Source organism: Arthrobacter sp. P1_C12_2, assembly GCF_056406415.1.
In genome coordinates this window covers 239451-260751 of record NZ_JBFUAF010000001.1, presented here as the reverse complement: position 1 = coordinate 260751, position 21301 = coordinate 239451, and the positions used below count along the sequence as shown (strand labels likewise).

20 protein-coding genes are annotated in these 21301 nt (G+C 64.8%); 7 read left to right on the top strand and 13 right to left on the bottom strand.

Annotation, left to right across the window (positions count from 1 at the left end):
• Positions 1–102 precede the first annotated feature (102 nt).
• The 8 genes from AC1DZQ_RS01260 to AC1DZQ_RS01225 form a co-directional block, all read right to left on the bottom strand.
• Positions 103–1644, bottom strand: a complete 1542-nt coding sequence (locus AC1DZQ_RS01260) for a glycoside hydrolase family 32 protein (RefSeq protein WP_476961766.1) — start codon at positions 1642–1644, stop codon at positions 103–105.
• Positions 1645–1680: 36 nt separating this feature from the next.
• Complete coding sequence (locus AC1DZQ_RS01255) at positions 1681–2523, bottom strand: carbohydrate ABC transporter permease (RefSeq protein WP_476962026.1); 843 nt, start codon at positions 2521–2523, stop codon at positions 1681–1683.
• Positions 2524–2569: 46 nt separating this feature from the next.
• The gene (locus AC1DZQ_RS01250; RefSeq protein WP_476961765.1) at positions 2570–3529 is read right to left on the bottom strand and encodes a carbohydrate ABC transporter permease; all 960 of its coding nucleotides are present in this window, start codon (positions 3527–3529) and stop codon (positions 2570–2572) included.
• A gap of 84 nt (positions 3530–3613) precedes the next feature.
• A complete protein-coding gene (locus tag AC1DZQ_RS01245; protein ID WP_476961764.1) occupies positions 3614–4909 on the bottom strand; it encodes a sugar ABC transporter substrate-binding protein in 1296 nt (431 codons plus the stop codon).
• 163 nt (positions 4910–5072) lie between these two features.
• A complete protein-coding gene (locus tag AC1DZQ_RS01240) occupies positions 5073–6095 on the bottom strand; it encodes a LacI family DNA-binding transcriptional regulator (protein ID WP_476961763.1) in 1023 nt (340 codons plus the stop codon).
• A 102-nt stretch (positions 6096–6197) separates the two neighbouring features.
• Positions 6198–7382 (bottom strand): ABC transporter permease, encoded by a 1185-nt coding sequence (locus tag AC1DZQ_RS01235; protein ID WP_476961762.1) that lies wholly within the window; start codon positions 7380–7382, stop codon positions 6198–6200.
• Entirely contained in the window at positions 7379–8092 is a 714-nt protein-coding gene (locus AC1DZQ_RS01230) for an ABC transporter ATP-binding protein (protein ID WP_476961761.1), read from the bottom strand. Before AC1DZQ_RS01230 ends, AC1DZQ_RS01235 begins: the two co-directional genes overlap by 4 nt.
• Positions 8089–9273 carry an efflux RND transporter periplasmic adaptor subunit gene (locus tag AC1DZQ_RS01225; protein ID WP_476961760.1) on the bottom strand — a complete coding sequence of 395 codons (1185 nt, stop codon included), beginning with the start codon at positions 9271–9273 and terminating at the stop codon, positions 8089–8091. Before AC1DZQ_RS01225 ends, AC1DZQ_RS01230 begins: the two co-directional genes overlap by 4 nt.
• 179 nt (positions 9274–9452) lie before the next feature.
• On the opposite strand from AC1DZQ_RS01225, the gene AC1DZQ_RS01220 reads away from it, so the two are divergent.
• From AC1DZQ_RS01220 to AC1DZQ_RS01205, 4 genes are all read left to right on the top strand, one after another.
• Complete coding sequence (locus AC1DZQ_RS01220) at positions 9453–9971, top strand: bleomycin resistance protein (protein WP_476961759.1); 519 nt, start codon at positions 9453–9455, stop codon at positions 9969–9971.
• Positions 9972–10032: 61 nt separating this feature from the next.
• Positions 10033–10809 (top strand): electron transfer flavoprotein subunit beta/FixA family protein, encoded by a 777-nt coding sequence (locus AC1DZQ_RS01215; RefSeq protein ID WP_476961758.1) that lies wholly within the window; start codon positions 10033–10035, stop codon positions 10807–10809.
• Between the two features lie 11 nt (positions 10810–10820).
• Positions 10821–11804, top strand: coding sequence for an electron transfer flavoprotein subunit alpha/FixB family protein (locus AC1DZQ_RS01210; RefSeq protein ID WP_476961757.1), 984 nt, complete (start codon positions 10821–10823; stop codon positions 11802–11804).
• A gap of 641 nt (positions 11805–12445) precedes the next feature.
• Positions 12446–13510, top strand: coding sequence for a cytochrome b/b6 domain-containing protein (locus AC1DZQ_RS01205; protein WP_476961756.1), 1065 nt, complete (start codon positions 12446–12448; stop codon positions 13508–13510).
• 100 nt (positions 13511–13610) lie between these two features.
• Here AC1DZQ_RS01205 and AC1DZQ_RS01200 read toward each other — a convergent pair whose 3' ends face one another.
• The 5 genes from AC1DZQ_RS01200 to AC1DZQ_RS01180 form a co-directional block, all read right to left on the bottom strand.
• Positions 13611–13925: a hypothetical protein gene (locus AC1DZQ_RS01200; RefSeq protein ID WP_476961755.1), complete on the bottom strand. Its 315-nt coding sequence runs from the start codon at positions 13923–13925 to the stop codon at positions 13611–13613.
• Between the two features lie 127 nt (positions 13926–14052).
• Positions 14053–15105, bottom strand: coding sequence for a 4-hydroxy-2-oxovalerate aldolase (gene dmpG / locus AC1DZQ_RS01195; RefSeq protein ID WP_476961754.1), 1053 nt, complete (start codon positions 15103–15105; stop codon positions 14053–14055).
• On the bottom strand, positions 15102–16121 hold the full coding sequence (locus tag AC1DZQ_RS01190; protein ID WP_476961753.1) for an acetaldehyde dehydrogenase (acetylating): 1020 nt from the start codon (positions 16119–16121) through the stop codon (positions 15102–15104). The genes dmpG and AC1DZQ_RS01190 overlap by 4 nt, the downstream gene beginning before the upstream one ends.
• A gap of 96 nt (positions 16122–16217) precedes the next feature.
• Positions 16218–17015 carry an IclR family transcriptional regulator gene (locus AC1DZQ_RS01185; protein WP_476961752.1) on the bottom strand — a complete coding sequence of 266 codons (798 nt, stop codon included), beginning with the start codon at positions 17013–17015 and terminating at the stop codon, positions 16218–16220.
• Positions 17012–18007, bottom strand: a complete 996-nt coding sequence (locus tag AC1DZQ_RS01180) for a DUF4862 family protein (RefSeq protein ID WP_476961751.1) — start codon at positions 18005–18007, stop codon at positions 17012–17014. The genes AC1DZQ_RS01185 and AC1DZQ_RS01180 overlap by 4 nt, the downstream gene beginning before the upstream one ends.
• 326 nt (positions 18008–18333) lie before the next feature.
• Between AC1DZQ_RS01180 and AC1DZQ_RS01175 the strand changes: the two genes are divergently transcribed.
• The 3 genes from AC1DZQ_RS01175 to AC1DZQ_RS01165 all read left to right on the top strand — a co-directional run bounded on the left by AC1DZQ_RS01175 (position 18334) and on the right by AC1DZQ_RS01165 (position 21275).
• Positions 18334–19419 carry an ABC transporter substrate-binding protein gene (locus AC1DZQ_RS01175; protein ID WP_476961750.1) on the top strand — a complete coding sequence of 362 codons (1086 nt, stop codon included), beginning with the start codon at positions 18334–18336 and terminating at the stop codon, positions 19417–19419.
• 90 nt (positions 19420–19509) lie between these two features.
• On the top strand, positions 19510–20391 hold the full coding sequence (locus tag AC1DZQ_RS01170) for an ABC transporter ATP-binding protein (RefSeq protein ID WP_476961749.1): 882 nt from the start codon (positions 19510–19512) through the stop codon (positions 20389–20391).
• Positions 20388–21275 carry an ABC transporter permease gene (locus AC1DZQ_RS01165; RefSeq protein ID WP_476961748.1) on the top strand — a complete coding sequence of 296 codons (888 nt, stop codon included), beginning with the start codon at positions 20388–20390 and terminating at the stop codon, positions 21273–21275. The genes AC1DZQ_RS01170 and AC1DZQ_RS01165 overlap by 4 nt, the downstream gene beginning before the upstream one ends.
• Positions 21276–21301 lie beyond the last annotated feature (26 nt).

Here is a 21301-nt window from a genome sequence, read left to right as displayed (position 1 = left end):
TTCTGGCATCAACATCATGTTGTCAACAAACTGTTGAGCATGCCATTGCTGGCCAACCTGCGGGCCCTGTAGCAGGCTTCCTGACGACGGCGACCAGACCGGTCAGGCGAAGACGGCGAGACCCGCCAGGATGCCGCCCTCGCCTTCGGCCAGCAGTCCGACGGCGGTGCTGGAGTTCGAGGGAAAGACCAGATCGGTGATGGTCGCCAGGCCGTCCTGCGCGAAGACCTCGACCGAGCAGCGGTCCAGGAAGACCCGGAGCCTTAGCCGGCCGTCCTCCAAGGCCACGGCAACGCGCTCCACCGACGGGAATGCCTCGTGGAACCCCACGTTGCCGGATTCGGTCCGGTCCAGGCTCAGCTCCGCCGTGAGGCTGTCGTAGGCCAGGACAGTGCGCGTTCCGGCTCCGGGCCCGGACCTGGAGCCGGATTCCCCGCCCGTTTCGCCGCCGGCGCGGAGCACGAGACCCACCCTGCCGGCGGCGCCGGGCTCGAATTCCGCGTCGATTCGCAGCACATCGCCGCAGGCCTCGGCCGGAAGCCAGGTCACCCCGTCCGCCAACGGCTGCCGGTCCAGGGTGGACAGCTCTGTGCCGTGGTTGCCGAACGGGTCCACCGCCTCCTGCACCAGCACCGGGTGCCCGCCGCGGGACACCAGCCGGACTTCACGGACAAGGGACATCGCGCTGCGCCAGCCCTCTGAGGGTGTGGCGGCGGCGTACTGCCAGTTGTTCATCCAGCCGATCATGAGCCGCCGGCCGCCGGGGACGTTGCTGAAGGACACGGCCGCGTAGTAGTCCCGGCCCCAGTCGAGCCACCCGTAGTCGGCCATCCGGCTGTCATCGGCCTGCACGCCGTCGGTGACGGTGGTTTCGGAACGGAACGTCACGCCGTCGAAAGTTCCGATGAAGTACTGGCCGCCCGATCCGCCGGCGATCCCGCCGGGGCTGAGGTTGACCACGAGGACCCACCGGGTGTTTGCTTCATCGCCGTCCACCGGCAGTTCGAACAGGTCCGGGCATTCCCACACCCCTCCGGTGGCGTTCGCCGGGCCGAAGGTGCTCAGGTACTCCCAGGACAACAGGTCCGCCGACTTGTACAGCACCACCTCGTGGTGGAGTGCCTCGACGGCGACCAGCACCCAGTAGCTGCCGGCGTCGCCGTCGTGCCAAAAGACTTTGGGGTCGCGGAAGTCCGGGGAGGCCCGGTCCAGCACGGGGTTCCCGGCGTACTTGGTCCAGGTGGCGCCGTCGTCCGTGCTGTAGGCGAGGGACTGTGCCTGCCGCCCGGCGAGCGGGGACGCGGGCGAATACGCGCTGGTGTAGATGGCCACCAACGGAGGCACGCCTCCGACGCCGAAGCCGCTGGTGTTATGGACATCCACCACGGCGGAGCCGGAAAAGATGGCTTCCTGCTCGTCGCACGCGATGGCCACGGGTTGCTCGTCCCAGTGCTGCAGGTTCGTGGAGGTGGCGTGGCCCCAGGACATGTTGCCCCACCCATCGCCGTGCGGGTTGTGCTGGTAGAAGAGGTGGTAGGTGCCGTTGGCGTAGACCAGTCCGTTGGGGTCGTTGAGCCAGTTGCGCTCCGCGGAGTAGTGCCACTTTGGCCGGTACTGGCAGTCGAGTTCGGTGAGTGTTTTCATGAGGGTTCTTTGCAGGCTTTCGCGTGAGGAGGCTGGTCAGCCCTTGACGCCGCTGGAGGCGATGCTGTTGATGAAGGATCGCTGGAACGCGACGAAGAGGACCACCACGGGAACGGTGATGAGGGACGCGTAAGCCATCACCTCGCCCCAGGAGACGTTGAGCTGGAAGAAGTACTGGATGCCGATCATCACCGGGCGGAGCTCCTCGGACTGGACCACCATGAGCGGCCACAGGTAGGAGTTCCAGGCGGGCAGGAAGGTCAGGATGGCCACGGTGGCGGTGGCAGGTCCCGCGAGGGGCATGACCACCTTGCGGTAGATGGTGAACCAGCCGGCGCCGTCGATCCGGGCTGCCTCGTCCAGTTCCTTCGGGATGGACTCGAAATACTGGTGGAACAGGTAGATGGAGAACGCGTTAGCGATGAACGGGATGATCTGGACCTGGTAGGTGTCCAGCCAGCCCTTTGAGATCTCGAGGCTGAACCCGTTGAGCTCAAAGTACGGCAGCTGATTGACCCACCACACCAGCGGCAGCGCCAGCGTCTGGAAGGGCACGATGAGGGTGGCAAGGATCGCGGTGAACACCACGCGCTTGCCGCGAACCTCCATGCGGGACAAGGCAAAGGCGCAGAGGCTGTTGATGAAGATGCCGAGCACCACCGTGACCGCGGAGATGCCGATGGAGTTGATCAGGAAGCGGGCGGCCGGGACCCTGTCGAACACGGCTGCGTAGTTGTCCAGCGAAATGTTGCCGATCGGCAGGAACGCCGCCACCGAGGACATGTCGCCGAAGATCTGCTGGTCCGGTTTGAGGGAGGACACCATCATGAACACGATGGGGAAGGCGGCGACGGCGGCGAACAGGAGGCGGACCGCCATGGTCGTTGCGCTGCCGAGACCCTTGGAATTGAGTGTCTGTTTCACGTCAGTCCTTCTCTCGGGTCAGGTAGCGCTGCACTGCGGAGATCAGCAGCACGAGCACGAAGAACACGAGCGAGATGGCCGAGGCGTAGGAGGTCTCCTGCTGCTTGAAGCCGGAGCGCACCGCCTCGTAGATGATGGTGGTGGTGGAATCGAGGGGCCCGCCCTGGGTCATGACGCTGACCTGGTCGAAGAGCCCGAGAGCCTGGATGGTGATGGTCACCAGGACCAGGGTGCGGGTGTGCCTGAGGCCGGGCCAGGTCACGTAGCGGAACTGGTGCCAGCGGCTGGCCCCGTCGAGTTGGGCGGCCTCGTACAGTTCCCCGGAGATGCTCTGCAGGCCCGCGAGCCAGATGATCATGTGGAAACCCGCGGCCTGCCAGATGGACAGGGCGATGATGGCCGGCATGGCGGTGGCGGGATCGTTGAGCCAGTCCGGGCCGTTGATCAGGCCGAAACTGGCCGCCGACAGCAACTCGTTGATCAGGCCGTCCTTGCGGTACATGAACATCCACAGCAGGGACACCACCACCATGGACGTCACCACGGGAAGGAAGTAGATGGTGCGGAAGAAGTTCACGCCGCGGAACTTCTTGTTGATCAGGAGGGCCATCGCCAGGGCCAGGCCGGACTGGACCGGCACCACCACGACGGCGAAATAGCTGACGTTCAGCAGCGACCGCCAAAACGTGGGATCCGCGAAGAGCCGCGCGAAGTTGTCCGTGCCGACGAACTCGACGGGCCGCGGGGAAACAAGCCGAGCGTTGGTGAACGCCAGGCCGAAGCCCAGGATCGCCGGGAGGAAGACGAAGGCGAGCAGGAGGACCGCGGCCGGGGCGATCATTCCCCACCCGCTGATCTGTTCGCGCAGGTGGCGCGGCCGGCGGCGCGGTTTGCTGGGCGGTGCGGCCGGGGCCGGGTCCGCCAGGCGGCGGCCGGGGGAGGGGAGTTGGGTGGTTGTCATGGTTTTCTCCGTCGACAGTCAGGGCCTGAGGTACGACGACGGCGGCGGTTGCGCACCGCCGTCGTCGTACCGCTCGGCAGCTGGCTAGTTCTTGTAGCCGCCGTTGGACTTGATATTGGCGTCGATGGCCTTGACCGACTTGTCCAGCGCCGTCTTGGGGTCTGCGCCGGCGAGGATGTCCTGAACAGCCTTGCCGTATTCGGTGGCGATGAAGGGATAGGCCGGGGTTTCAGGGCGCATCACCGCGTAGTTGCGGGAAAGTTCCATGAAGATCCGGTTTGTGCCGCCCTTGGCGAACGCGGGGAGGAGCGCGGCGGCCTCGTCGGTGGCCGGGATGGTGCCCGTTGCCTTCGCCACCGCGGCCAGGTTTTCCGGCTTGAGCGAGTAGGAGAGGTAGTCCATGGCTGCCGCGGAGTTGGTGCAGCCGCTGGTCACGCCCCACTGCCAGGAGGCGCCGCCGATCTTGGGGCCGTTCCCGAGGTCCACGGACGGCATGACCACGAGGTCCTTGCCCACTGCAGCGCGTGCCTTGTCCGCGGCCCAGGAGCCGGTGTAGAGAATGCCGCTCTTGTTGTTCAGGAAGTCCTGGGTGGAGTCCTTGCCGCTCTTCTTCGCCATGAATCCCTGGTCGGCGAGGCCGCGGAACCACTGGGCCCATTCGACGGCCTTGTCGCCATTGAGTGCGCCGTCTGCCGACTGGAACCCGTCGCGGTTGATCAGGTCCCCACCGAAGGACTGCAGGAACGGTGAGTAGGCGTAGGGCAGCCACTCGCCGGTTCCGGCGGTTCCCATGTCCAGCGGGTATTCCCACTTGCCCAGGGCCTTGAGTTTGGTCAGCGCGTCTTGGAACTCGTCCTTGGTCCACGGCTTCTCGACGGTGGCGACGCGGACACCGGCTGCCTTGAGGTCGGAGGCGCGTGCGAGCATCGCCAGCGCGACGTCATAGGTGCCCACGGCGTAGGTCTCGCCCTCCCATTTGGCCACCGTGCTCGGCAGATTCTTGGAAACATCCGCGTCGAGCTTCAGCGGTGTCAGATACTTTGCCCAGGCCCAGTTGGGAACGTTGGGGCCATCGATGTCAACGATGCAGGGGAGCTTCCCGGCGGCCGCGGCCGAGACCACGGAGTCGTTGTAGGAGTCCTGCGGGAATGCCTGGACCTTGATCTTGGCCTTGGCGCCGGCGCTCGTGTTGTAGGAGTCGACGATGTTTTCGATGGCCTTGAGTTCCTCGGGGTTGCCCGCGTTGTGGGTCCACATGGTGATCTCGTTGGAGCCCTCGGACGGGGCCGAGGCGCTGCCCTTTCCGCAGGCGCCCAGGGAGCCGACAAGTGCCGCCGCAGCTACACTGGTGGCGAGGATCCGGGTGAATCGCTTGTTCATGATGGTCAATCTTTCTGCTGAATGTGGGCGTGGGAGATTGCCCCGGGTCCTTCGGGACGCGGCCGGTGCAACGGCTGCGTCCCTTCTTTTTGCGGTCCCCGGGCGGTGGAGCGGTGGAGCAGTGGAACGGCTTGGTGACTGGCGGCTTGGTGCCGGCAATCAGCTAATGTGGCGGCGGGCCGAGGGACCCCCGCTCAATCAGGGGGCAGTCCAGTTGCGTCTGGACTGCGGGTGCGCCGGGATTTTCAATGTCGTCCAGGATTCGGTTGACCGCCCAACGGCCCATTTCGTAGTGGGGAAGGGCGACTGTAGTGAGCCCCGGCCACAGGGCGTCGGCGATGATTTCGAGATTGTCGATCCCCACAATGGACACGTCCTCCGGAATGCGCAGCCCCAATGCCGCGGCCGCCTGGTAGGCGCCCATGGCAACCCTGTCACTGAAGCAGAACAGGGCTGTGGGACGGTCGGGCTGAGCGAGCAGGCCCAGTGCGGCCTCGCGGCCGCCCGTGGTTTCGGGCTGGCCGATCACGAAGTGGCGGGGGTCGTGCTCCAGGCCGTGCCGCCGGAGAGCGTTAAGGAAACCCTCCCTGCGGCCGTGCGTGGCGGGGATGTCGTCGACGTTGTTGATCATCCCGATCCGGGTGTGGCCCGCCTGGATGATTGCTTCAACGGCGGTCTCGGCAGCGGCCACCTCGTCGGGGGTAACCGAGGAGATGGACCTGTCGCCAGTGACGGAATCCAGCAGCACGGTGGGAAGGCCCTCCAGTTCCGCGGGGACCTGCACGCTCTGGTGGAACATCCTGGCATAGACCACCCCGTCCACCTGATGCTGCCGCAGCATGTTGATTTCACGGGTTTCCAGCTCGCTGTCCAGGCCCGAGTTGACCACCATCACCACATAGCCGCGGTCATAGGCTGCGTCCTGCGCGCCGCGGATCATGGCGCCTGCATAGGGGGTGGTGGTGATTTCGTCACTCACCAGGCCAAGGATCTGCGAGCGCTGGTTGCGCAGTCCGCTGGCCATCTTGTTCGGGGCGTACCCAAGATCCCTGGCAACGTCCCGGACGAGTTGCTGCGTCGCTGCCTTCACCCGGAAACTCGTGGCGTCGTTGAGGGCATGCGACACCGTGGTGACCGAGACCCCGGCGGCCTTGGCCACGTCGCGTATTCCCACTCTTGTCGTCATTGACTTCCCTTTGCAAAACGTTTTGTATCTGGTGTGAGACACGTTACACAAAACGTTTTGCACTTGTCAACGGGGCGCCTTGCCGTTGAGAAGCCTGGCCGTTCAGAAGCGGATTGCGTCAATGACCTTGATTCGAACTGCCACCAGCGCAGGGATGGCGCCGGCAAGTGCGCCCACCAGGATGGCCGAGCCCAGTCCCAGCAAGGCAGCTTCAATGGGAAACGCCGGGTATTGGTCCAGTCCCGGTGCGATCTTGGCTTGAACCCACGGACTTTTCACTATGGCTACAGAGGCCATTACTCCCACGATTCCGGCCACCGCCGTCGCTACCACCGTTTCCATCATGACGCCGACGAAGATTCGCGAGGATGTTGCGCCGAAGCTGCGGCGGATGCCGATTTCGCGTACCCGGTATCTGACGGTAACCATGGAAATGTTCAGCATGCCGACAGCACCCAGAAGAAGGACCAGTCCGGCGATGCCGCCGACAGCCAGCTGTACGGTCGCGAAGGGGTCGCCCTGGCTGGCGTAGTCCATCCGGTCCACCTGGACCTGCATGCCGGGGAACTGCTGCTGCAGATCTGCGGTGATGGCATACTTGAGCGCTTCGGCCTGGCCGTCCCCGACCCAGAACTTGAACTGTCCGGGTCCTCCGGCAGAAATATTGGCCCGGTCCGCGGCCCCGGTCAGCATAAAGGCCGCCGGTGGTGCTTGGGGGTACTGGTCGGGGATCACTCCGATGATCACGGCTGTGGTTTTCTGGGTACCGACCAGTTGAACCTTTGGACTGGTGGTGAGGTTGGGCCGGCCCGCCATGCCGTAAAAGCCCTCTGAGACGACCAGCGCCGGGGCAAGCCGGTTTTCGTCGTCGTCGGCGAACCAGCCGCCCTGGCTGACGTTGAGTCGATGGATGATTCCGTAGCCGGGGTCCACGACTTGGAGGTTCACTTGCTGCACGCCGTAGGGGGACTGGAATCCATGCTGTGCCTGGGTCGAATGAGTGTAGTAGGTGATCTTGTAGCGGTCGATGATGCCCTGGTAGGCGGCTTCGAGTTTCCGCTGATCAGCCTGCGTCGGCCCGTACACACCGATGCCCAGGGTGGCCGAACGTCCGCCATTTTGCTCGGAGGAGGCTTTGAAGCCTTCGCGTGCCAAGTTCCCGAGGCCGACGACGGAGGTCACGGCTGCCACGGACAGCGCCACCCCGATCAGGGCGAGGAGAACCCGGGTCTTGTGGATCCGCAGTTCCTGCCAGGCCTCCACGAGGGCGGAAATGATTCCGGTCATGCGTTCGCTCCCATGGGGACTTCAGCGGCAGAAAGCACACCGGTTTCGAGCCGGTAGCAGGCCCTGGCCAAGGCTGCGACGTTCACGTCGTGGGTGATGGTGATCAGTGCCGCGCCGGATTCTGTGGCTACCCTGTCCAGCAGCGCCATGACTGCCTGGCCGGTGTCGACGTCCAGGGCGCCGGTGGGTTCATCCGCGAGGATCAGACGGGGGCGGCGGACCAGCGCCCTGGCTATGGCAACGCGTTGTTGTTCGCCGCCGGAGAGCATGTTGGGCATAGTCAGGGCGCGGTGGGCCAGGCCCACCCGGTCCAGGATGTCCATGGCTATTTCCCGGCGTCGCCAGAACTCTTTTCCCCCGGCGTAAAGCAGGGGTGTGATCACGTTGTCCAGGGCGTTCCTGCCAGGCAAGAGGTTGAATTGCTGAAACACAAACCCGACTGCCTCCCCGCGCAGCCTGGCACGGGCGCTGTCGCGCAGGTGTTGCACCGGTGTTCCCTGGAACGTGAGTTCGCCGCTGGTGGGAACGTCCAGGAGCCCCAGCAGGTTCAAGAGTGTGGATTTGCCGCAGCCGGAACGTCCGACCACCGCGGTGTGGTCGCCGCTGTGCACTGTGAGATCGACGCCGCGGAGAATATGGAGCTCCTGGTCATCGGGCAACCGAACGGTCCGGGTTACGCCCCTCAGGGCTACGAGTTCCTCCACCGTCACCCTCCCATCGGGCCGGCCGGGACGCCGAACTGGGATCCGGGGGCCGCCTGCGCTGGGGCGCCCGGGATGAACTCAAGGATCGTCTCTCCTTCGGCGAGGCCGGAGACCACCTCGACCACTGAGCCGTCGTTGAGACCCAGCTGGACCTTGCGTTGTTGGGGCTCGCCGGCAGGCAGGCCGGCCGGATCCACCGTAGAGCCACCCGCGACCGGCGGTCCGCCTGAGTTGGGGTTCATGTCCGTCGCCGCCAGCCACACCACGCCTTCTTTGACGCTGCCTTCCACAGAAGTGAGGGGGACGGTGACCACGTTCGCGGCCTCTCCAGCAGTGACAGTCATGGTTGCGCCCAGTCCCGCGAAGACCTCAACTCCTGTTGGCACCGCGCAGCTCAGCGTTCCCGTGGGCGTCCCGCCCTGCTCAGGTGCGCCGCCGTAGGAGCCTGGGCCCGCCACCGCGTAGGGGACGGAGCGGCTTGCTCCGCCGCCGACGCCGCCGGAACCACCGCCGTCGGCGGCGCCGGTCGCACCTGCCAAGACCACAGAGGAACAGGTGAAAGGAGCAGGCCCGCCAACCAGCGACACCTGGGCTGACCCGGGCTTGGCCAAGAGCCGGTACTGCTGCGCGGCGTCGATTGAGCCACTGACGGTGAAAGTCCCGGGATCAACCGAACCCGCGGCTTCACCCACGCTGACCTGCTGGTTGAGAAGCACGTCCAAGGCCTTCAGTTCACCGGATGCCGGAGCCACCACATCGGTATACCTGTAGGTCGGCAGCGCGGCCGTCCGCGACAGCGCGCTCCCGGATCCTGACCCATCAGTGCCTGTGGCCACAGCGACGGAAGCTGACGGTTCAGGCGGCACTTCAGTCCGGACCTGGTACAGCGGAGCCCCCGAGGCCACCTTCGCGCCTGGTTTCAGGAAAAGGTGCGTCACCAGGCCAGCCACGGTGTTTCGGACCCCCACAACGGGATCACTCTGCACGGTCGCCTTGACCTGCACCGTGTTGGTTACGGTAGCGCGGGACGCCTGGACCACCGGGACAGCAACTTCGGCCGCCGGCCCAGCCATGGCCGGCCCGGTTTGCAGCCCGTCGACGAACGCGATTTTAACTAACGCCAGTGCGATGACGGCAAATACGGCCAGCCACGCCACCGGCATGACGACACGCCTGAAAACTCTCATCCCTGCCCCAATCGGTAACTCCCCACAGAACCTCTGCGAGGGATGCGTGCCCAGCATAAGGTTTGAGACCCTTCCAGCGGTGGATGGCATGCCCGGAAACCCTCACATTCTTAGTCGTGCCTCGAGCGGCTTTATCCATGCAAGGCACACGTTTTACGAGCAGCTGGGAAGATCTTGGTATGACTACAGCGCCCATTGCCCCCGATCCGGGCCTGGTGCCGGAGCTTCTGATCACGGATCTCGACAAGAGCCTGGATTTCTGGTGCGGGCTGTGCGGGTTCGCGGTGCTCTATCACCGGATCCATGAGGGATCTGCCTATATCGCCAGGGGGACGGCGCACGTCATGCTGGAGCAGGCTGGATCGGGTCGTAACTGGATCACCGGAACTCTTGAACGTCCACTCGGGCGCGGGATTAACTTTCAGGTTTCAGTTCCGTCGATCGAGCCGCTCGTGCAAGCGCTGGATGCCGCAGGCTGGCCGCTCTTCCTGGCGCCGGAGACCAAGTGGTACAGAACCGGCGAGGACGAAGACGGCGTTACACAGTTTCTGGTGGCAGATCCGGACGGGTATTTGATTCGGTTCCAGGCGTCTCTGGGACGAAGGCCTGTCTCGAGAGCCGGTGTGACGAGCACCGCCAAGGACGAAGACTATTCACGACACGGGCCCTGTCGGGCGGAAAGGGCCCCAGTTTCGTAGACTCGATGGGTTCGACAATGTCTCCTCTCAAGGGACAAGCCCGCCACAGGAAGACCCATCAATGAAGATTATCGTCCTAGTTAAGGAGGTCCCCGACACGTACGGGGACCGAAAACTGAACCTTGAAACAGGCCTCGCCGATCGAGGAGCCAGCGAGGCAGTCATTGATGAGATCGGTGAGCGGGCCTTGGAGCTGGCACTGACGTATGCCGACGCGAACGCGGGCACTGAGGTCGCCGTCCTCTCCCTCGCGCCCGAGGGTGCGACGGCAACGATACGCAAGGCGCTTGCGATGGGCGCGGGAAGCGCCATCCACGTCTCTGACGAGGCGCTCCGGGGTGCGGATCTTGGACTTACCGCCGAAACCCTTGCAGCAGCGATCCGTCGCGTTGGGTTTGACCTTGTGATCACTGGCAACGTCTCCACCGATGGATCAGGCGGCATGATTCCCGCGATGCTTGCAGAACTGCTTGACGTGCCGCATGTAACCGGCCTCAACGCCGTCGAGATCAGCGACGGCGCGGTGTCGGGCTCCAGGGCCGTTGACTCCGGCGTGCAGAAGGTCTCGGCGAACCTGCCCGCGGTGATTTCCATTACCGAGGCGCTTCCCGAGGCGCGCTTCCCGAACTTCAAGGGAATTATGGCCGCGAAAAAGAAGCCCCTTGAGGTCCTTACCCTCGCAGACCTCGGGATCACGGCCGACAACCCGGAAGCGGCGCGTTCGATCATGCTGGCCGTTGCAGAGAGGCCGCCGCGCGCGGCGGGCGTGAAGATCGTCGACGAGGGTGATGCCGGCGAGAAGCTCGCTGACTTCCTGATAGAAAACCGACTGGCTTAAGGATTAACGACATGACTGATTTCCCTCGTGACGCAATCCTCGTCGTCGTGGAAACCCGGGCATCCGGTGAACTCGAGCAGGCCGCACCCGGACTCTTCGGTGCCGCCGCTGCGGTTGGCACGCCAATAGCATTGGTACTTGCCTCGCCCGGCGCCGGAAGCGCCGCCGCCGCGGAGGCCGCGGCCCTTGGTGCCGCCCGCGCACTGATCGCGGAGACTCCGGATCCTTCCGCGCTCGGAGTGCCGAGCGTCGACGCGCTCGCCGCCGCCGTCGAGCGGGTGCAGCCAGACGCGATCCTGATTTCGCATTCCCTGAATGGGCGCGACCTTGCCGGCCGTTACGCTGCCCGTTCGCGCGCAGCGATTTCTGCCGATGCCGTCGGTGTGTCGCGTGATGACGAGGGCGTCGTGGCACACCACTCCGTCTACGGCGGTGCCTACAATGTGACGTCAACGTCCACGTTTGGGGCGCCGGTGATTACGGTTCGCCAGGGCTCCGTCGAGGCGCGCGCTACGGCTCAGCCGCCGGCGTCGGAGACCTTGTCCGTGACGCCCTCGGCGAAGCCGGCCGCGCGGATCGATTCGTTCGAGGAGGCAGTTGCCGCCACCTCGCGGCCGGAGCTGCGTGGTGCCACGAAGGTTGTCGCGGGTGGCCGCGGCCTCGGGTCGGAGGAACAGTTCGCCCTCGTTGGACAGCTCGCCGATACCCTCGGTGCCGCCGTTGGTGCGTCGCGCGCCGCGGTGGATGCAGGATTCGTCCCGACGGCGCATCAGGTCGGCCAGACCGGGGTTTCCGTGTCACCGCAGCTGTACGTGGCGCTGGGCATTTCCGGCGCGATTCAGCACCGGGCCGGCATGCAGACCGCGAAGATGATCGTCGCCATCAACAAGGATGGGGACGCGCCGATCTTCGAGGTCGCCGACTATGGTGTGGTCGGCGACGTCTTCAAGGTTGTGCCCCAGCTGATTAGCGCACTTGAGGCTCGGAAGAAGTAGCGATGGCAACTCTGTCTCGGTCCATTCGGCGGGGCCTTCCGCGCGTCGAAGGTGGCGAACCCTGGCCTCCAGCAGGCCAGGCGCCCGCACACATTGTCACAGCAGGAGAGGCAGGAGCCGCAGGAGCGGCAGCGTCTGTTTCCGGGGTGGGATCGGTCACCGCCGCGCCAGCGGCCGCCGCGCCCTCCGCCCCCGCTGCGGCCCAGGAACCCGCACCGGGTGCGGCGCTGTCCGCTCCGGTCCCTGCAGTGAACACCGGCGCCGCGGGGCCTCGGCAGCTTCGCCGCGGCCTGCCGCGCGTGCCGGGCGGCGAACCTTGGCCGCCAGCGGGCGAGGCCTCGGTATCAGTGGCAGCCCTGTCCGGGGCTCCCGCCGCAGGTGCCACGCCCGCGCCCGCCGCAGATGCCGTTGCAAATGCTGGTGAGAAGGCAGCAGTGCCGGCCGCGATGTCTCCTGCAGCTGCTCCGGCCACCGAACCCGCCACACTGACCATGGGAACCACCTCGCTTCGTCGCGGGCTTCCCCGTGTCCCCAATGGTGAACCGTGGCCGCCCGCCGGACTAGCTCCGGCGGTCGCTGCCACCCCAGCGGTGCAGGCCGGTCCCGAACCCATGGCCCACGCCCCAGCCCCGGCTACCAGCGTGGTGGCGGCCGACGCCGAGGCAGGGCTCTCGACGTCGAGTGCACCCGCCGCCCCGGCACCCGCGGCCTCCGCGGCCCCGGCACCCAAGGCCACCGCCGCCCCGGCGCCCGTGGCACAGTCCGTCGCCGCTGAAAAGCCCGCGAAGCCAAAGGCCGAGGCAAGGCTTTACGGCTCGCGTACCTTGGGCCAGTGGATCAAGCTCGTCGTGCTGCTCGCGGTTGGCGCCGTGGCTGCCGCAGCGATTCTTGTGCTCGCCGCGCGCGGTGTGACGACGCTGCCGGGCGTGCCAGAGTTCCTCGAGAAGTACCCCGGTGCGTATGACCTGCCCGACACAGTGGAGCCCGGCTTCCCGTGGTGGGCGCAGTGGGCGCACTTCCTGAACATCTTCCTGATAGTGCTCATCATTCGCTCCGGCTATCAGGTGCGCACGCAGCAGAAGCCGCCGGCGTTCTGGACGCCGAAGCGCGGTGGCAAGAAGATCAGCATCAACCTGTGGCTGCACCAGTCGCTAGACATTTTGTGGATGGCCAACGGACTCATCTTTGTGGTGCTGCTGTTTGTCTCGGGCCGCTGGATGCGAATCGTACCGAGCAGCTGGGACGCGGTCCCGAACGCGCTCTCCGCGCTCCTGCAGTACATGACACTCGACTGGCCCGTTGAGACCGGCTGGGTGAACTACAACAGCCTGCAACAGATCATGTACTTCGTGGTGGTGTTCATCGCGGCGCCGCTCGCGGCGATCACGGGTCTGCGCATGAGCGAGTTCTGGCCGAAGAACGCGAAGACGCTGAACAAGGTCTACCCGGTGGAGGTGGCGCGCGCGATTCACTTCCCGACCATGCTGTTTTTCGTGCTGTTCATTCTCATCCACGTGTTCCTCGTGTTCGCGACCGGTGCGCTGCGCAACCTGAACCACATGTTCGGCGGCACCGACGTGGTGAACTGGGTCGGGTTCTGGCTCTTCGCGGCCGCAATCGCCATCACGGCGGCCGGATGGTACGCCGCCCGCCCGCTGGTGCTCGCGCCCATCGCGAAGCTGTTCGGTCAGGTGAGCAGCCGCTAGGGCTTTCACCGCCTACGCAGGGAGGATCCCGCGCCACACACAGCTCAGGCACTGTGGCGCGGGATCCTCCCTGTCGTGGTGCTGATCCAACTGGTCGCTTCTACCCCGGCGGGGGAGTGGCGCCATAGATATTTGGCAGCGCATGAGGATTGACCGGCCGGTCCCCGTCGGATGAAGAGGGCTCCCTGGTGTCGTAGGTGCGCGCCGTTCGCAGGTTCCGCGATCGTTTGTGCAGACCCACCGCGACAAAACCGAGACCAACTACCAGAAGGCCGAGTCCGAGGACGAACAGCGCCACCGCACCCTGTCCCGCGACACCCGAGAACACCTCAAACAGCGGCATCGGCAGGACGAAAACCGTGACAGCCAGGAAAATTGCACCCCCCGCAACTTGCCATGCCCCCTTGGACTTCATGGTTCCCCCTCCATGTCTTGCGTGTCAGCCCTGCGCCTCAGTAAACCCGACACCTGCTCATTTAGAAAGGGTCGCCCCGGACACCGAGTAAGGGACGACGTGGCGGTACCCATTGACCGAACACAACTCAGGGCAAGGCGGACGCGGCTACCGGGAATTTCCGCGTCAGGTCCAGGGCGGCGTCGGCGATCATGTCCTCCTGACCGCCGACGAGTTTGCGCCGGCCGACTTCGAGGAGGATGTCCCGGGGGTCCAGTCCGTACTGGGTTGCTGCCCGTTCGGCGTGACGCAGGAAGCTTGAATAGACGCCTGCATAACCGAGAGTGAGTGTGCCCCGGTCCACCTGGACAGGGCGGTCCTGTAGGGGCCGGACCAGTTCGTCGGCTGCGTCTTGGAGTTTGAAGAGATCGGCGCCGTGGACCCATCCCTGCAGGTCGGCTACGGCCACGAAGGGCTCGATGGGGGTGTTGCCGGCGCCGGCTCCATGCCCGGCGAGGGAGGCGTCAACCCTGAATGCGCCTTCCTCGACTGCAACAACCGAGTTCGCGACGGCAAGAGAGAGGTTCTGGTGGGCGTGGATGCCGATTTCGGTTTCCGGCCGCAGGGCTGTCCGGTAGGCGCGGATCCGCGCTTTAACTCCGTCCATGGTCAGCGCCCCGCCCGAGTCGGTGACGTAGACGCAGTTGGCCCCGTACGACTCCATCAGCAGCGCCTGCCTGACCAAGGTTTCAGGGTCGGCCATGTGGGACATCATCAGGAACCCGGACACGTCCATGCCCATCTCGCGGGCGGTGGCGATGTGCTGGGCAGAGACGTCCGCCTCCGTGCAGTGGGTGGCTACCCGGACCGAACGGACGCCGAGCGCATAGGCCCGGCGCAGGTCCGAGAGCGTGCCAATTCCGGGGATCAGCAGGGTTGTCAGTCTGGCGGTGTTGATGGCCGATGCTGCCGCCTCGATCCATTCCCAGTCAGTGTTGCTGCCGGGTCCGTACGTCAGGCTTCCTCCGGACAGGCCGTCGCCATGGGAAACCTCGATTGCGTCCACGCCCGCTCGGTCCAGGGCGCCTGCGATTTCAGCGACCTTCTCAGGTGAGAGCTGATGGCGGACGGCGTGCATTCCGTCGCGGAGCGTGACGTCCTGGAGGTAGACCTGTCGCGCTGATTCGTGGTGCTGGTTCATCGTGTGGCTTTCGTTCGGCTGGAGACCATCTTTTCCGCGACGCGGAGGGCGGCTGAAGTCATGATGTCCAGGTTTCCGGCAAAGGAGGGCAGGTAGTGGGCGGCACCTTCGACTTCAAGAAACACGGTGACCCGTGTCAGGGCCGCTGCCGGCGTTCCCGCGGGGACCAACACGCTTGACTCGGGGCCCTCGTCCTGGAACTGTACGCCCTGCTTCAGCCGGTAACCGGGCACGTAACCGGCCACCCGCTCAGCCATCGCTCCAACAGAGGCTTCCATGGCGGCCTGCTGTGCCGGGTTGAGCCGGTCGACCAGGCAGATGACGGTGTCCCGCATGATGACCGGGGGTTCTGCCGGGTTCAGGACGATGATGGCCTTGCCGCTGTGCGCGCCGCCGACCGCGACGATGGCGTCGGCCGTGGTCTCGGTGAACTCGTCGATGTTGGCCCGGGTTCCGGGGCCGGCAGACTTGGAGGCGATGGAAGCGACTATCTCCGCGTAGTGGACGGGCGCCACCTGGGCGATCGCGGCGATCATCGGTATGGTCGCCTGTCCCCCGCACGTCACCATGTTCACGTTGTCCGCGTCGAGATGGGCATCCAGGTTCACTGACGGAACGACGAACGGGCCCACAGCCGCTGGAGTGAGGTCGATCAGTTTCTTCTTGTGAGGCGCCAGCGCCGCGGCGTTGCGGATGTGACCGGACGCCGAGGTGGCATCGAAGATCACGTCAATGCCCTCGAACTCGGGCATGGAAATCAGGCCTTCCACTCCTGCCGATGTGGTGGCGACGCCGATGCTGCGGGCCCGGGCCAGCCCGTCTGAGTCAGGATCGATGCCCGCCATCACGGACATTTCAAGGTTTTCGGAAAGCCGCCTTACTTTGAACATGAGATCAGTACCGATGTTGCCCGAGCCGATAATGGCGACTTTGCCCATCGTTCCGCGCTGCTGGGCTGAATCGTCGGCCGGTCCCGTGCGGGATTTGGCCCTGCCAGCGGTAATCGTTGTTTCCATCGGGATAGCTGCCTTAGGTCTCAGAGGATAGGACTCTGAACGCTAGGGCCCGGGCTGCACATCCGACAATGAACTGTTCCGACCACCGGAACAGTCTTAGAAATCCTTCATCCAACGCATGCTTGTTTTCAGATGCCGGTTGAGGGCCATAACGCTGGCCTGGACTGCGGGGCCAACTTCGTTGATTTTGAGCTCATGGCTCCACCCGGATATGGAAAGCGCCGCCAACGGCTGGCCGGCTGGGCTGAGGATGGGGACCGCGGCGCAGCTGAGTCCGACGCCGGCCTCCTCGTAATCGTGGGATATCCCGGACTGGCGGATGCGCTGGAGCTCAAAACGAAACGCTTCCGGGTCGGTGATAGTTCGTGGTCCGACCTTTGCCAGTCCGCGCGCAATGAATTCCTCTACGACACTTGCCTCGGAAAACGCCAGCAGCGCTTTACCCACACCCGTGGCATGGGCAGGCATGCGTCCCCCCACCCGCGAGGGCAGGGCAGGGGCCGTCCGCGACTGCAGTATCTCTACGTAGACCACCTCTGCCCCGTCAAGGACGGCCAGGTGGATAGTCTGTCCCGTGGCCTGCCTCAGATCCGACATGGTCGCGACCGCCAGGCGTCGGAGGTCTTTGGGCCGGGCTGCCAGTTCTCCGAGTTCAAATAGGCGAATGCCGAGGGACAGCCTGCCCTCCGTGCGCTCCAGCAGCCCCGCCTCGACGAGTTCGTTGGTGATCCGCGAGGCGGTGGACTTGGCCAGCCCGGTCCTTCGGGCCAGTTCGTTCAACCCGAGAGCCGGCTCGGCCACGCTGAACGCCCCAAGAATGGCATTGATTCTTGGTATCAGTGCGTCGGGAATGTTCCGCTCAGCGGGCCGCAACTGCCCCGAAATGCCAGTCATCTTGCGGCTCCCGTCACGGCGCCCAGGGCCGAGGAAACGGCTGCTATCCGTTCTTCTACTCCAGCTGCCGGCGGCGCGGCGAACTTGAGGGCGCGGAAGCCAGTTTCGGCACCTGCCGCGGCGAGGCTGGCCCGGATGCGGCCCGGTGTCAGAAGCGACGCCGATTCCAAAAAGCCATCGTCCGTAAGGCCAGGCTCAGGCGGTGCCGGCGGCACATGCACATCAGCCCAGGCCGGACCGTAGCGGGTGTCCACGTCGGAGCAACCGGAAAAAGTGAGACCGCCGAGCAGGCCGGCGCGGCTGAGGAAAGAGATCTGTTCCTCAGCGGCTTCGGGGCGGCGTTGTTCGATGACCGTGCGTCCCCAATTGACTGCCATGGCTATCTTGGTCCCGCCGTCTGCATTCATGCCCGAGACGGTTTCGGCTTCTTCCTCCAATCCCAGGAATCCCTTGGCCGGCACCTGGCCGGGGACTGCGGCATCGCAGTGCTCGATCACCAGCTGCGCCTGGCCCCATTCCCAGGAAGCGAGTTCTGCAAGTGACGCGGCTAGTGCGCCTGGTGAGGAGGATCCGGACTGGTGCACAGGAGCGGTGTGAATTTGCACCGCTGTCACGGGTTCCCTGCCCACTGCCTGGTTCAGACGCCCAACCGCACGCAAAGCTTCGGCGGCAAAATCCAAGGCTGCGCGGCGGCCGGCATCATCGGTTGACGCGATGCCGAAGCGGGGCATGGTCTTAAGCCGGGCCATCGTTCCGGGCAGGAGTGTAAGAACGACGTCGGCGGTTGCGGGCAGCCGGTTCAGGAACCAGGCCTCGTCGTACTTATGAAGGGCCCCAGTGAAGGGAACCTCCAGACCGGAGACACCATCCAGCGCCAACACCGCGTCCAGGAACGCGGCTTCGGCCTCCGGATCCCAGCCCTGCAGGCTGGGTGCTGCCGCATATGCCCCGATCAGATACGCGGCGGAAGTGTCGGTGGATCTACCAGGCATGTCGGTCTCCGGATCTGTGACGCGGGCGGTGTCCCGGGGCGGAAATTCCGGTCCATGGTGCGGGACGCCCCCTTGGGTAGTCCGGAACACTACCCCAGTTCCCGGTCACTGCCGTCCCTTCCACGGCAGCCGTTACCGCCGCCCGCTCTGCGGCGGGGGGTGCACACTGTGCCGCGTTACGTCCTTCCGTCACATGGCGGCCAGCTGTTCCACTGAGCAGGACACCGTCTAGGTGGAACGGGGGCACGCGCCCATAGTGGGGTGACACACACCACAGAACACGGGCGCCGGAGTCATCCGGACCACCTTAGACAGGATCGAACTTCATGAACTCATTGTCCGCAGGCACCGTCGCCGGCCGCTCAATGTCGCTGCGCAGGGTTGCAGCCGCGAGTCTTCTCGCCGGAGCATTGGCCCTGTCCGCTTGTGCCGCACCCGGCCCCGCCGGCAGCCAGAACGGAGGGAAGACCGTCGTCAGGTATTCCCAGGGCGGCGATTCGCTGTCCTTCGCGAACGTTCTCTACGCGCAGTCGGCCGGCTACTTCAAAGATGAAGGCCTCGACATGCAATACCTGCCCACAGCGCAGAGTTCAACCGACACGGTCAACCTGCTCATCTCCCGCCAGGCCGACGTCGTTGTCGTCTCCCCGACGGCAACCTACGGCGCCCTCGGGGCAAAGCGCAGCGTAAAGTCGTACGCCACCACAACGTCCGGCGCGTCGACAGGCATCACCCTGCGCAACGACACTATCGAAGCCCTCAAGGCGAAGGGCGTGACGCCCGAGTCGCCGCTGAAGGACAGAATAGCTGCGCTGAAGGGCCTGACCCTCGCCGGCGTCGGGGCCTCCACCTCGCAGTACTCCATGGCCGTGGGCGTCCTTGAATACGGAGGCCTGAACGGGGCAGAAGACGTGAAACTCCTGACCGTTCCGGACCACGGTTCCGCGGCAAAATCGGCCAGGGAAGGCCAGTCGGCCGGATACATCGCCGCCATTCCGCAGCAACTGATCGGTGTCGCCGAAGGCTGGGGGAAGACGTGGCTGAATTTCAGCGAAGTGTCCGACATGCACCTGGACACCATCCCTTACATGGAACTGACGTCGACCCCGGAATTCGCGAAAACCCATCCGGAGGTCATGCAGGCCATGACCCGGGCGCTGTACAAAGTCGAGGCGGACTTCAAGACCACGCCGGAGAAGGTCTCTGCCAACCTGAAGCAAAACTGGTTCAAGGACATGGACCAGGCGCTGTTTGACACTTCCTTCAAAGCGATCGTCCCGCGCTTCACCCAGGGACTGACACCCACGGACGAAGGCTTCAAGGCAGCCCTGGATCTCTTCAATTCCACAGGAGACCGGCCAATTTCCCTCACCTTCGGTGACGCGTACAACACCGAATTCCTCACGAAATAGCACCTGCCGAGCGGGGGCACGCGTCGACGACGCCCCCGCTCCAGGCTCACTCGGCACCTGACCACCTCGTAACCCGAGGAAAGGAAAATCATGCAATCCAAGACCACCATCGACGCCGTCCGGGGCGCTTCGGTCGCCGGCAGTGGCGTTCGGCCGCCGGCCGGCGGGCTCCAGCCGGAATTCTCCTTCGACGGCGTTTCCCAATACTTTCTCACCAAGGACAACACCCCCTACCTGGCCGTCCAGGACATCAACCTGGAGATTCGTCCCGGCCGGTTCGTCTGCATCATCGGGCCCAGCGGCTGCGGCAAGAGCACCCTTCTGAACATGGCTGCGGGCCTCCTTCATCCCACCCGCGGAACCGTAGGCTACCGCGGAGACCGGATCACCGAGGTCAACACCGAAGTCGGTTACATCACCCAGCAGGACCACCTCCTTCCGTGGCGCACCATCGAACGCAACGTCAGCCTCGCCCTGGAAATCCGCGGCGTCGGCAAGGCCGAACGAACCCGACGGGTCAAAGACATCCTCGAGCTGGTCGGACTGACCCGCTTCGCCGGGCACTATCCCTCACAGCTCTCCGGCGGCATGCGCAAACGTGCCGCCCTTGCCAGGGTTCTCATCTATGAACCCGACACCCTGCTCATGGATGAACCGTTCGGCGCCCTGGACGCTCAGTTGCGCACCGTGATGCAGCGTGAACTGCTGGAGCTGTGGGAAGAACAGAAGAAAACGGTCCTCTTCGTCACCCACGATCTGGAGGAAGCCATCCTCATGGCCGACGACATCATCGTCTTCGGCAAAGACCCGGGACGGATCATCCACACCGAAACGGTCACCCTTCCCCGCCCCCGGGACCTGACCACCATCCGCCACGAACCCGAATTCATGGCTATCTGGAACCGGCTCTGGTCCCTCATCGAAGGCCAGCTCGACACCCCGGCTGCCGCACCGACAGGAAGTGCAAAATGATGCAGACGCTAGCCGCGGCCACACCCGCCGCCCCGGACGCCGTCGATCAGGATCTTGTGGCGCTGGAGCGACGGGCGGCCAAGATCCGCCGGCGCAAGTTCCTCATCCTGCTGGCCCAGGCCGGCGTGCTTGTTGGTTCCCTTGCCGCGTGGCAGATTTTCGCGGGTATCCCGGGCGAAGAGCCCTTTGTCCTCATCGACAAGTACTTCGTCAGCGAACCATCCGAAGTCCTGACCGCCCTGACCGACTGGATCAACCAAGGAGTCCTCCTCACAAGCATCATCTCCACAGCCAACGTGACGTTGCTGGGATTGGCCCTTGGCGTGATCTCCGGGATGCTGGTCGGCTTCGCACTCGGCGTGAACCCGACCCTCAGCGCAATCCTGAACCCCTTCGTTTCCGCCCTGTACAGCATCCCGCGCTTGGCACTCATCCCGCTGTTCCTGCTGTGGTTCGGACTGGGACTTGGCACGCGGCTGGCCATAGTGATCGTCATGGTCTTCTTCCTCGTCTTTTACAACACCTACAGCGGAGTCAAGGACGTCCAACGGGAACTGATCGATGTCATGAAGCTCATGGGCGCCACCAGGTGGCAGATCTACCAGAAGGTCATCATTCAGTCGGCAATGACCTGGATCGTTGCGGGCCTTCGGATTGCGGCACCGTACGCACTGGTCGGTGCTGTCACAGCAGAAATGCTCACATCAAACCAGGGAATGGGCTTCCTGGTGATCCGGTCGGCTGGACAGTTCTATACCCCCGGTGTTTTCGCGGGCATCGCCGTCATGATGGGCATGGCCCTGGTCCTCACCGCCCTCGTCACAATCTTTGAAAAGAAGATCCTGCACTGGAAGCCCAAAGCCGAAGACCAGCAGCGGATCTGACACCCCACTACCCACTCGCAAAAGGA

What these genes read in the sequence shown, in the direction of transcription:
- AC1DZQ_RS01250 (WP_476961765.1), bottom strand. Translation starts at nt 3,529, where the DNA reads ATGACAACCACCCAACTCCCCTCCCCCGGCCGCCGCCTGGCGGACCCG.
- AC1DZQ_RS01185 (WP_476961752.1), bottom strand. Translation starts at nt 17,015, where the DNA reads ATGACTGGCATTTCGGGGCAGTTGCGGCCCGCTGAGCGGAACATTCCC.
- AC1DZQ_RS01170 (WP_476961749.1), top strand. Translation starts at nt 19,510, where the DNA reads ATGCAATCCAAGACCACCATCGACGCCGTCCGGGGCGCTTCGGTCGCC.
- AC1DZQ_RS01260 (WP_476961766.1), bottom strand. Translation starts at nt 1,644, where the DNA reads ATGAAAACACTCACCGAACTCGACTGCCAGTACCGGCCAAAGTGGCAC.
- AC1DZQ_RS01165 (WP_476961748.1), top strand. Translation starts at nt 20,388, where the DNA reads ATGATGCAGACGCTAGCCGCGGCCACACCCGCCGCCCCGGACGCCGTC.
- AC1DZQ_RS01215 (WP_476961758.1), top strand. Translation starts at nt 10,033, where the DNA reads ATGAAGATTATCGTCCTAGTTAAGGAGGTCCCCGACACGTACGGGGAC.
- AC1DZQ_RS01175 (WP_476961750.1), top strand. Translation starts at nt 18,334, where the DNA reads ATGAACTCATTGTCCGCAGGCACCGTCGCCGGCCGCTCAATGTCGCTG.
- AC1DZQ_RS01225 (WP_476961760.1), bottom strand. Translation starts at nt 9,273, where the DNA reads ATGAGAGTTTTCAGGCGTGTCGTCATGCCGGTGGCGTGGCTGGCCGTA.
- AC1DZQ_RS01240 (WP_476961763.1), bottom strand. Translation starts at nt 6,095, where the DNA reads ATGACGACAAGAGTGGGAATACGCGACGTGGCCAAGGCCGCCGGGGTC.
- dmpG (WP_476961754.1), bottom strand. Translation starts at nt 15,105, where the DNA reads ATGAACCAGCACCACGAATCAGCGCGACAGGTCTACCTCCAGGACGTC.
- AC1DZQ_RS01235 (WP_476961762.1), bottom strand. Translation starts at nt 7,382, where the DNA reads ATGACCGGAATCATTTCCGCCCTCGTGGAGGCCTGGCAGGAACTGCGG.
- AC1DZQ_RS01210 (WP_476961757.1), top strand. Translation starts at nt 10,821, where the DNA reads ATGACTGATTTCCCTCGTGACGCAATCCTCGTCGTCGTGGAAACCCGG.
- AC1DZQ_RS01220 (WP_476961759.1), top strand. Translation starts at nt 9,453, where the DNA reads ATGACTACAGCGCCCATTGCCCCCGATCCGGGCCTGGTGCCGGAGCTT.
- AC1DZQ_RS01245 (WP_476961764.1), bottom strand. Translation starts at nt 4,909, where the DNA reads ATGAACAAGCGATTCACCCGGATCCTCGCCACCAGTGTAGCTGCGGCG.
- AC1DZQ_RS01190 (WP_476961753.1), bottom strand. Translation starts at nt 16,121, where the DNA reads ATGGAAACAACGATTACCGCTGGCAGGGCCAAATCCCGCACGGGACCG.
- AC1DZQ_RS01180 (WP_476961751.1), bottom strand. Translation starts at nt 18,007, where the DNA reads ATGCCTGGTAGATCCACCGACACTTCCGCCGCGTATCTGATCGGGGCA.
- AC1DZQ_RS01255 (WP_476962026.1), bottom strand. Translation starts at nt 2,523, where the DNA reads ATGGCGGTCCGCCTCCTGTTCGCCGCCGTCGCCGCCTTCCCCATCGTG.
- AC1DZQ_RS01200 (WP_476961755.1), bottom strand. Translation starts at nt 13,925, where the DNA reads ATGAAGTCCAAGGGGGCATGGCAAGTTGCGGGGGGTGCAATTTTCCTG.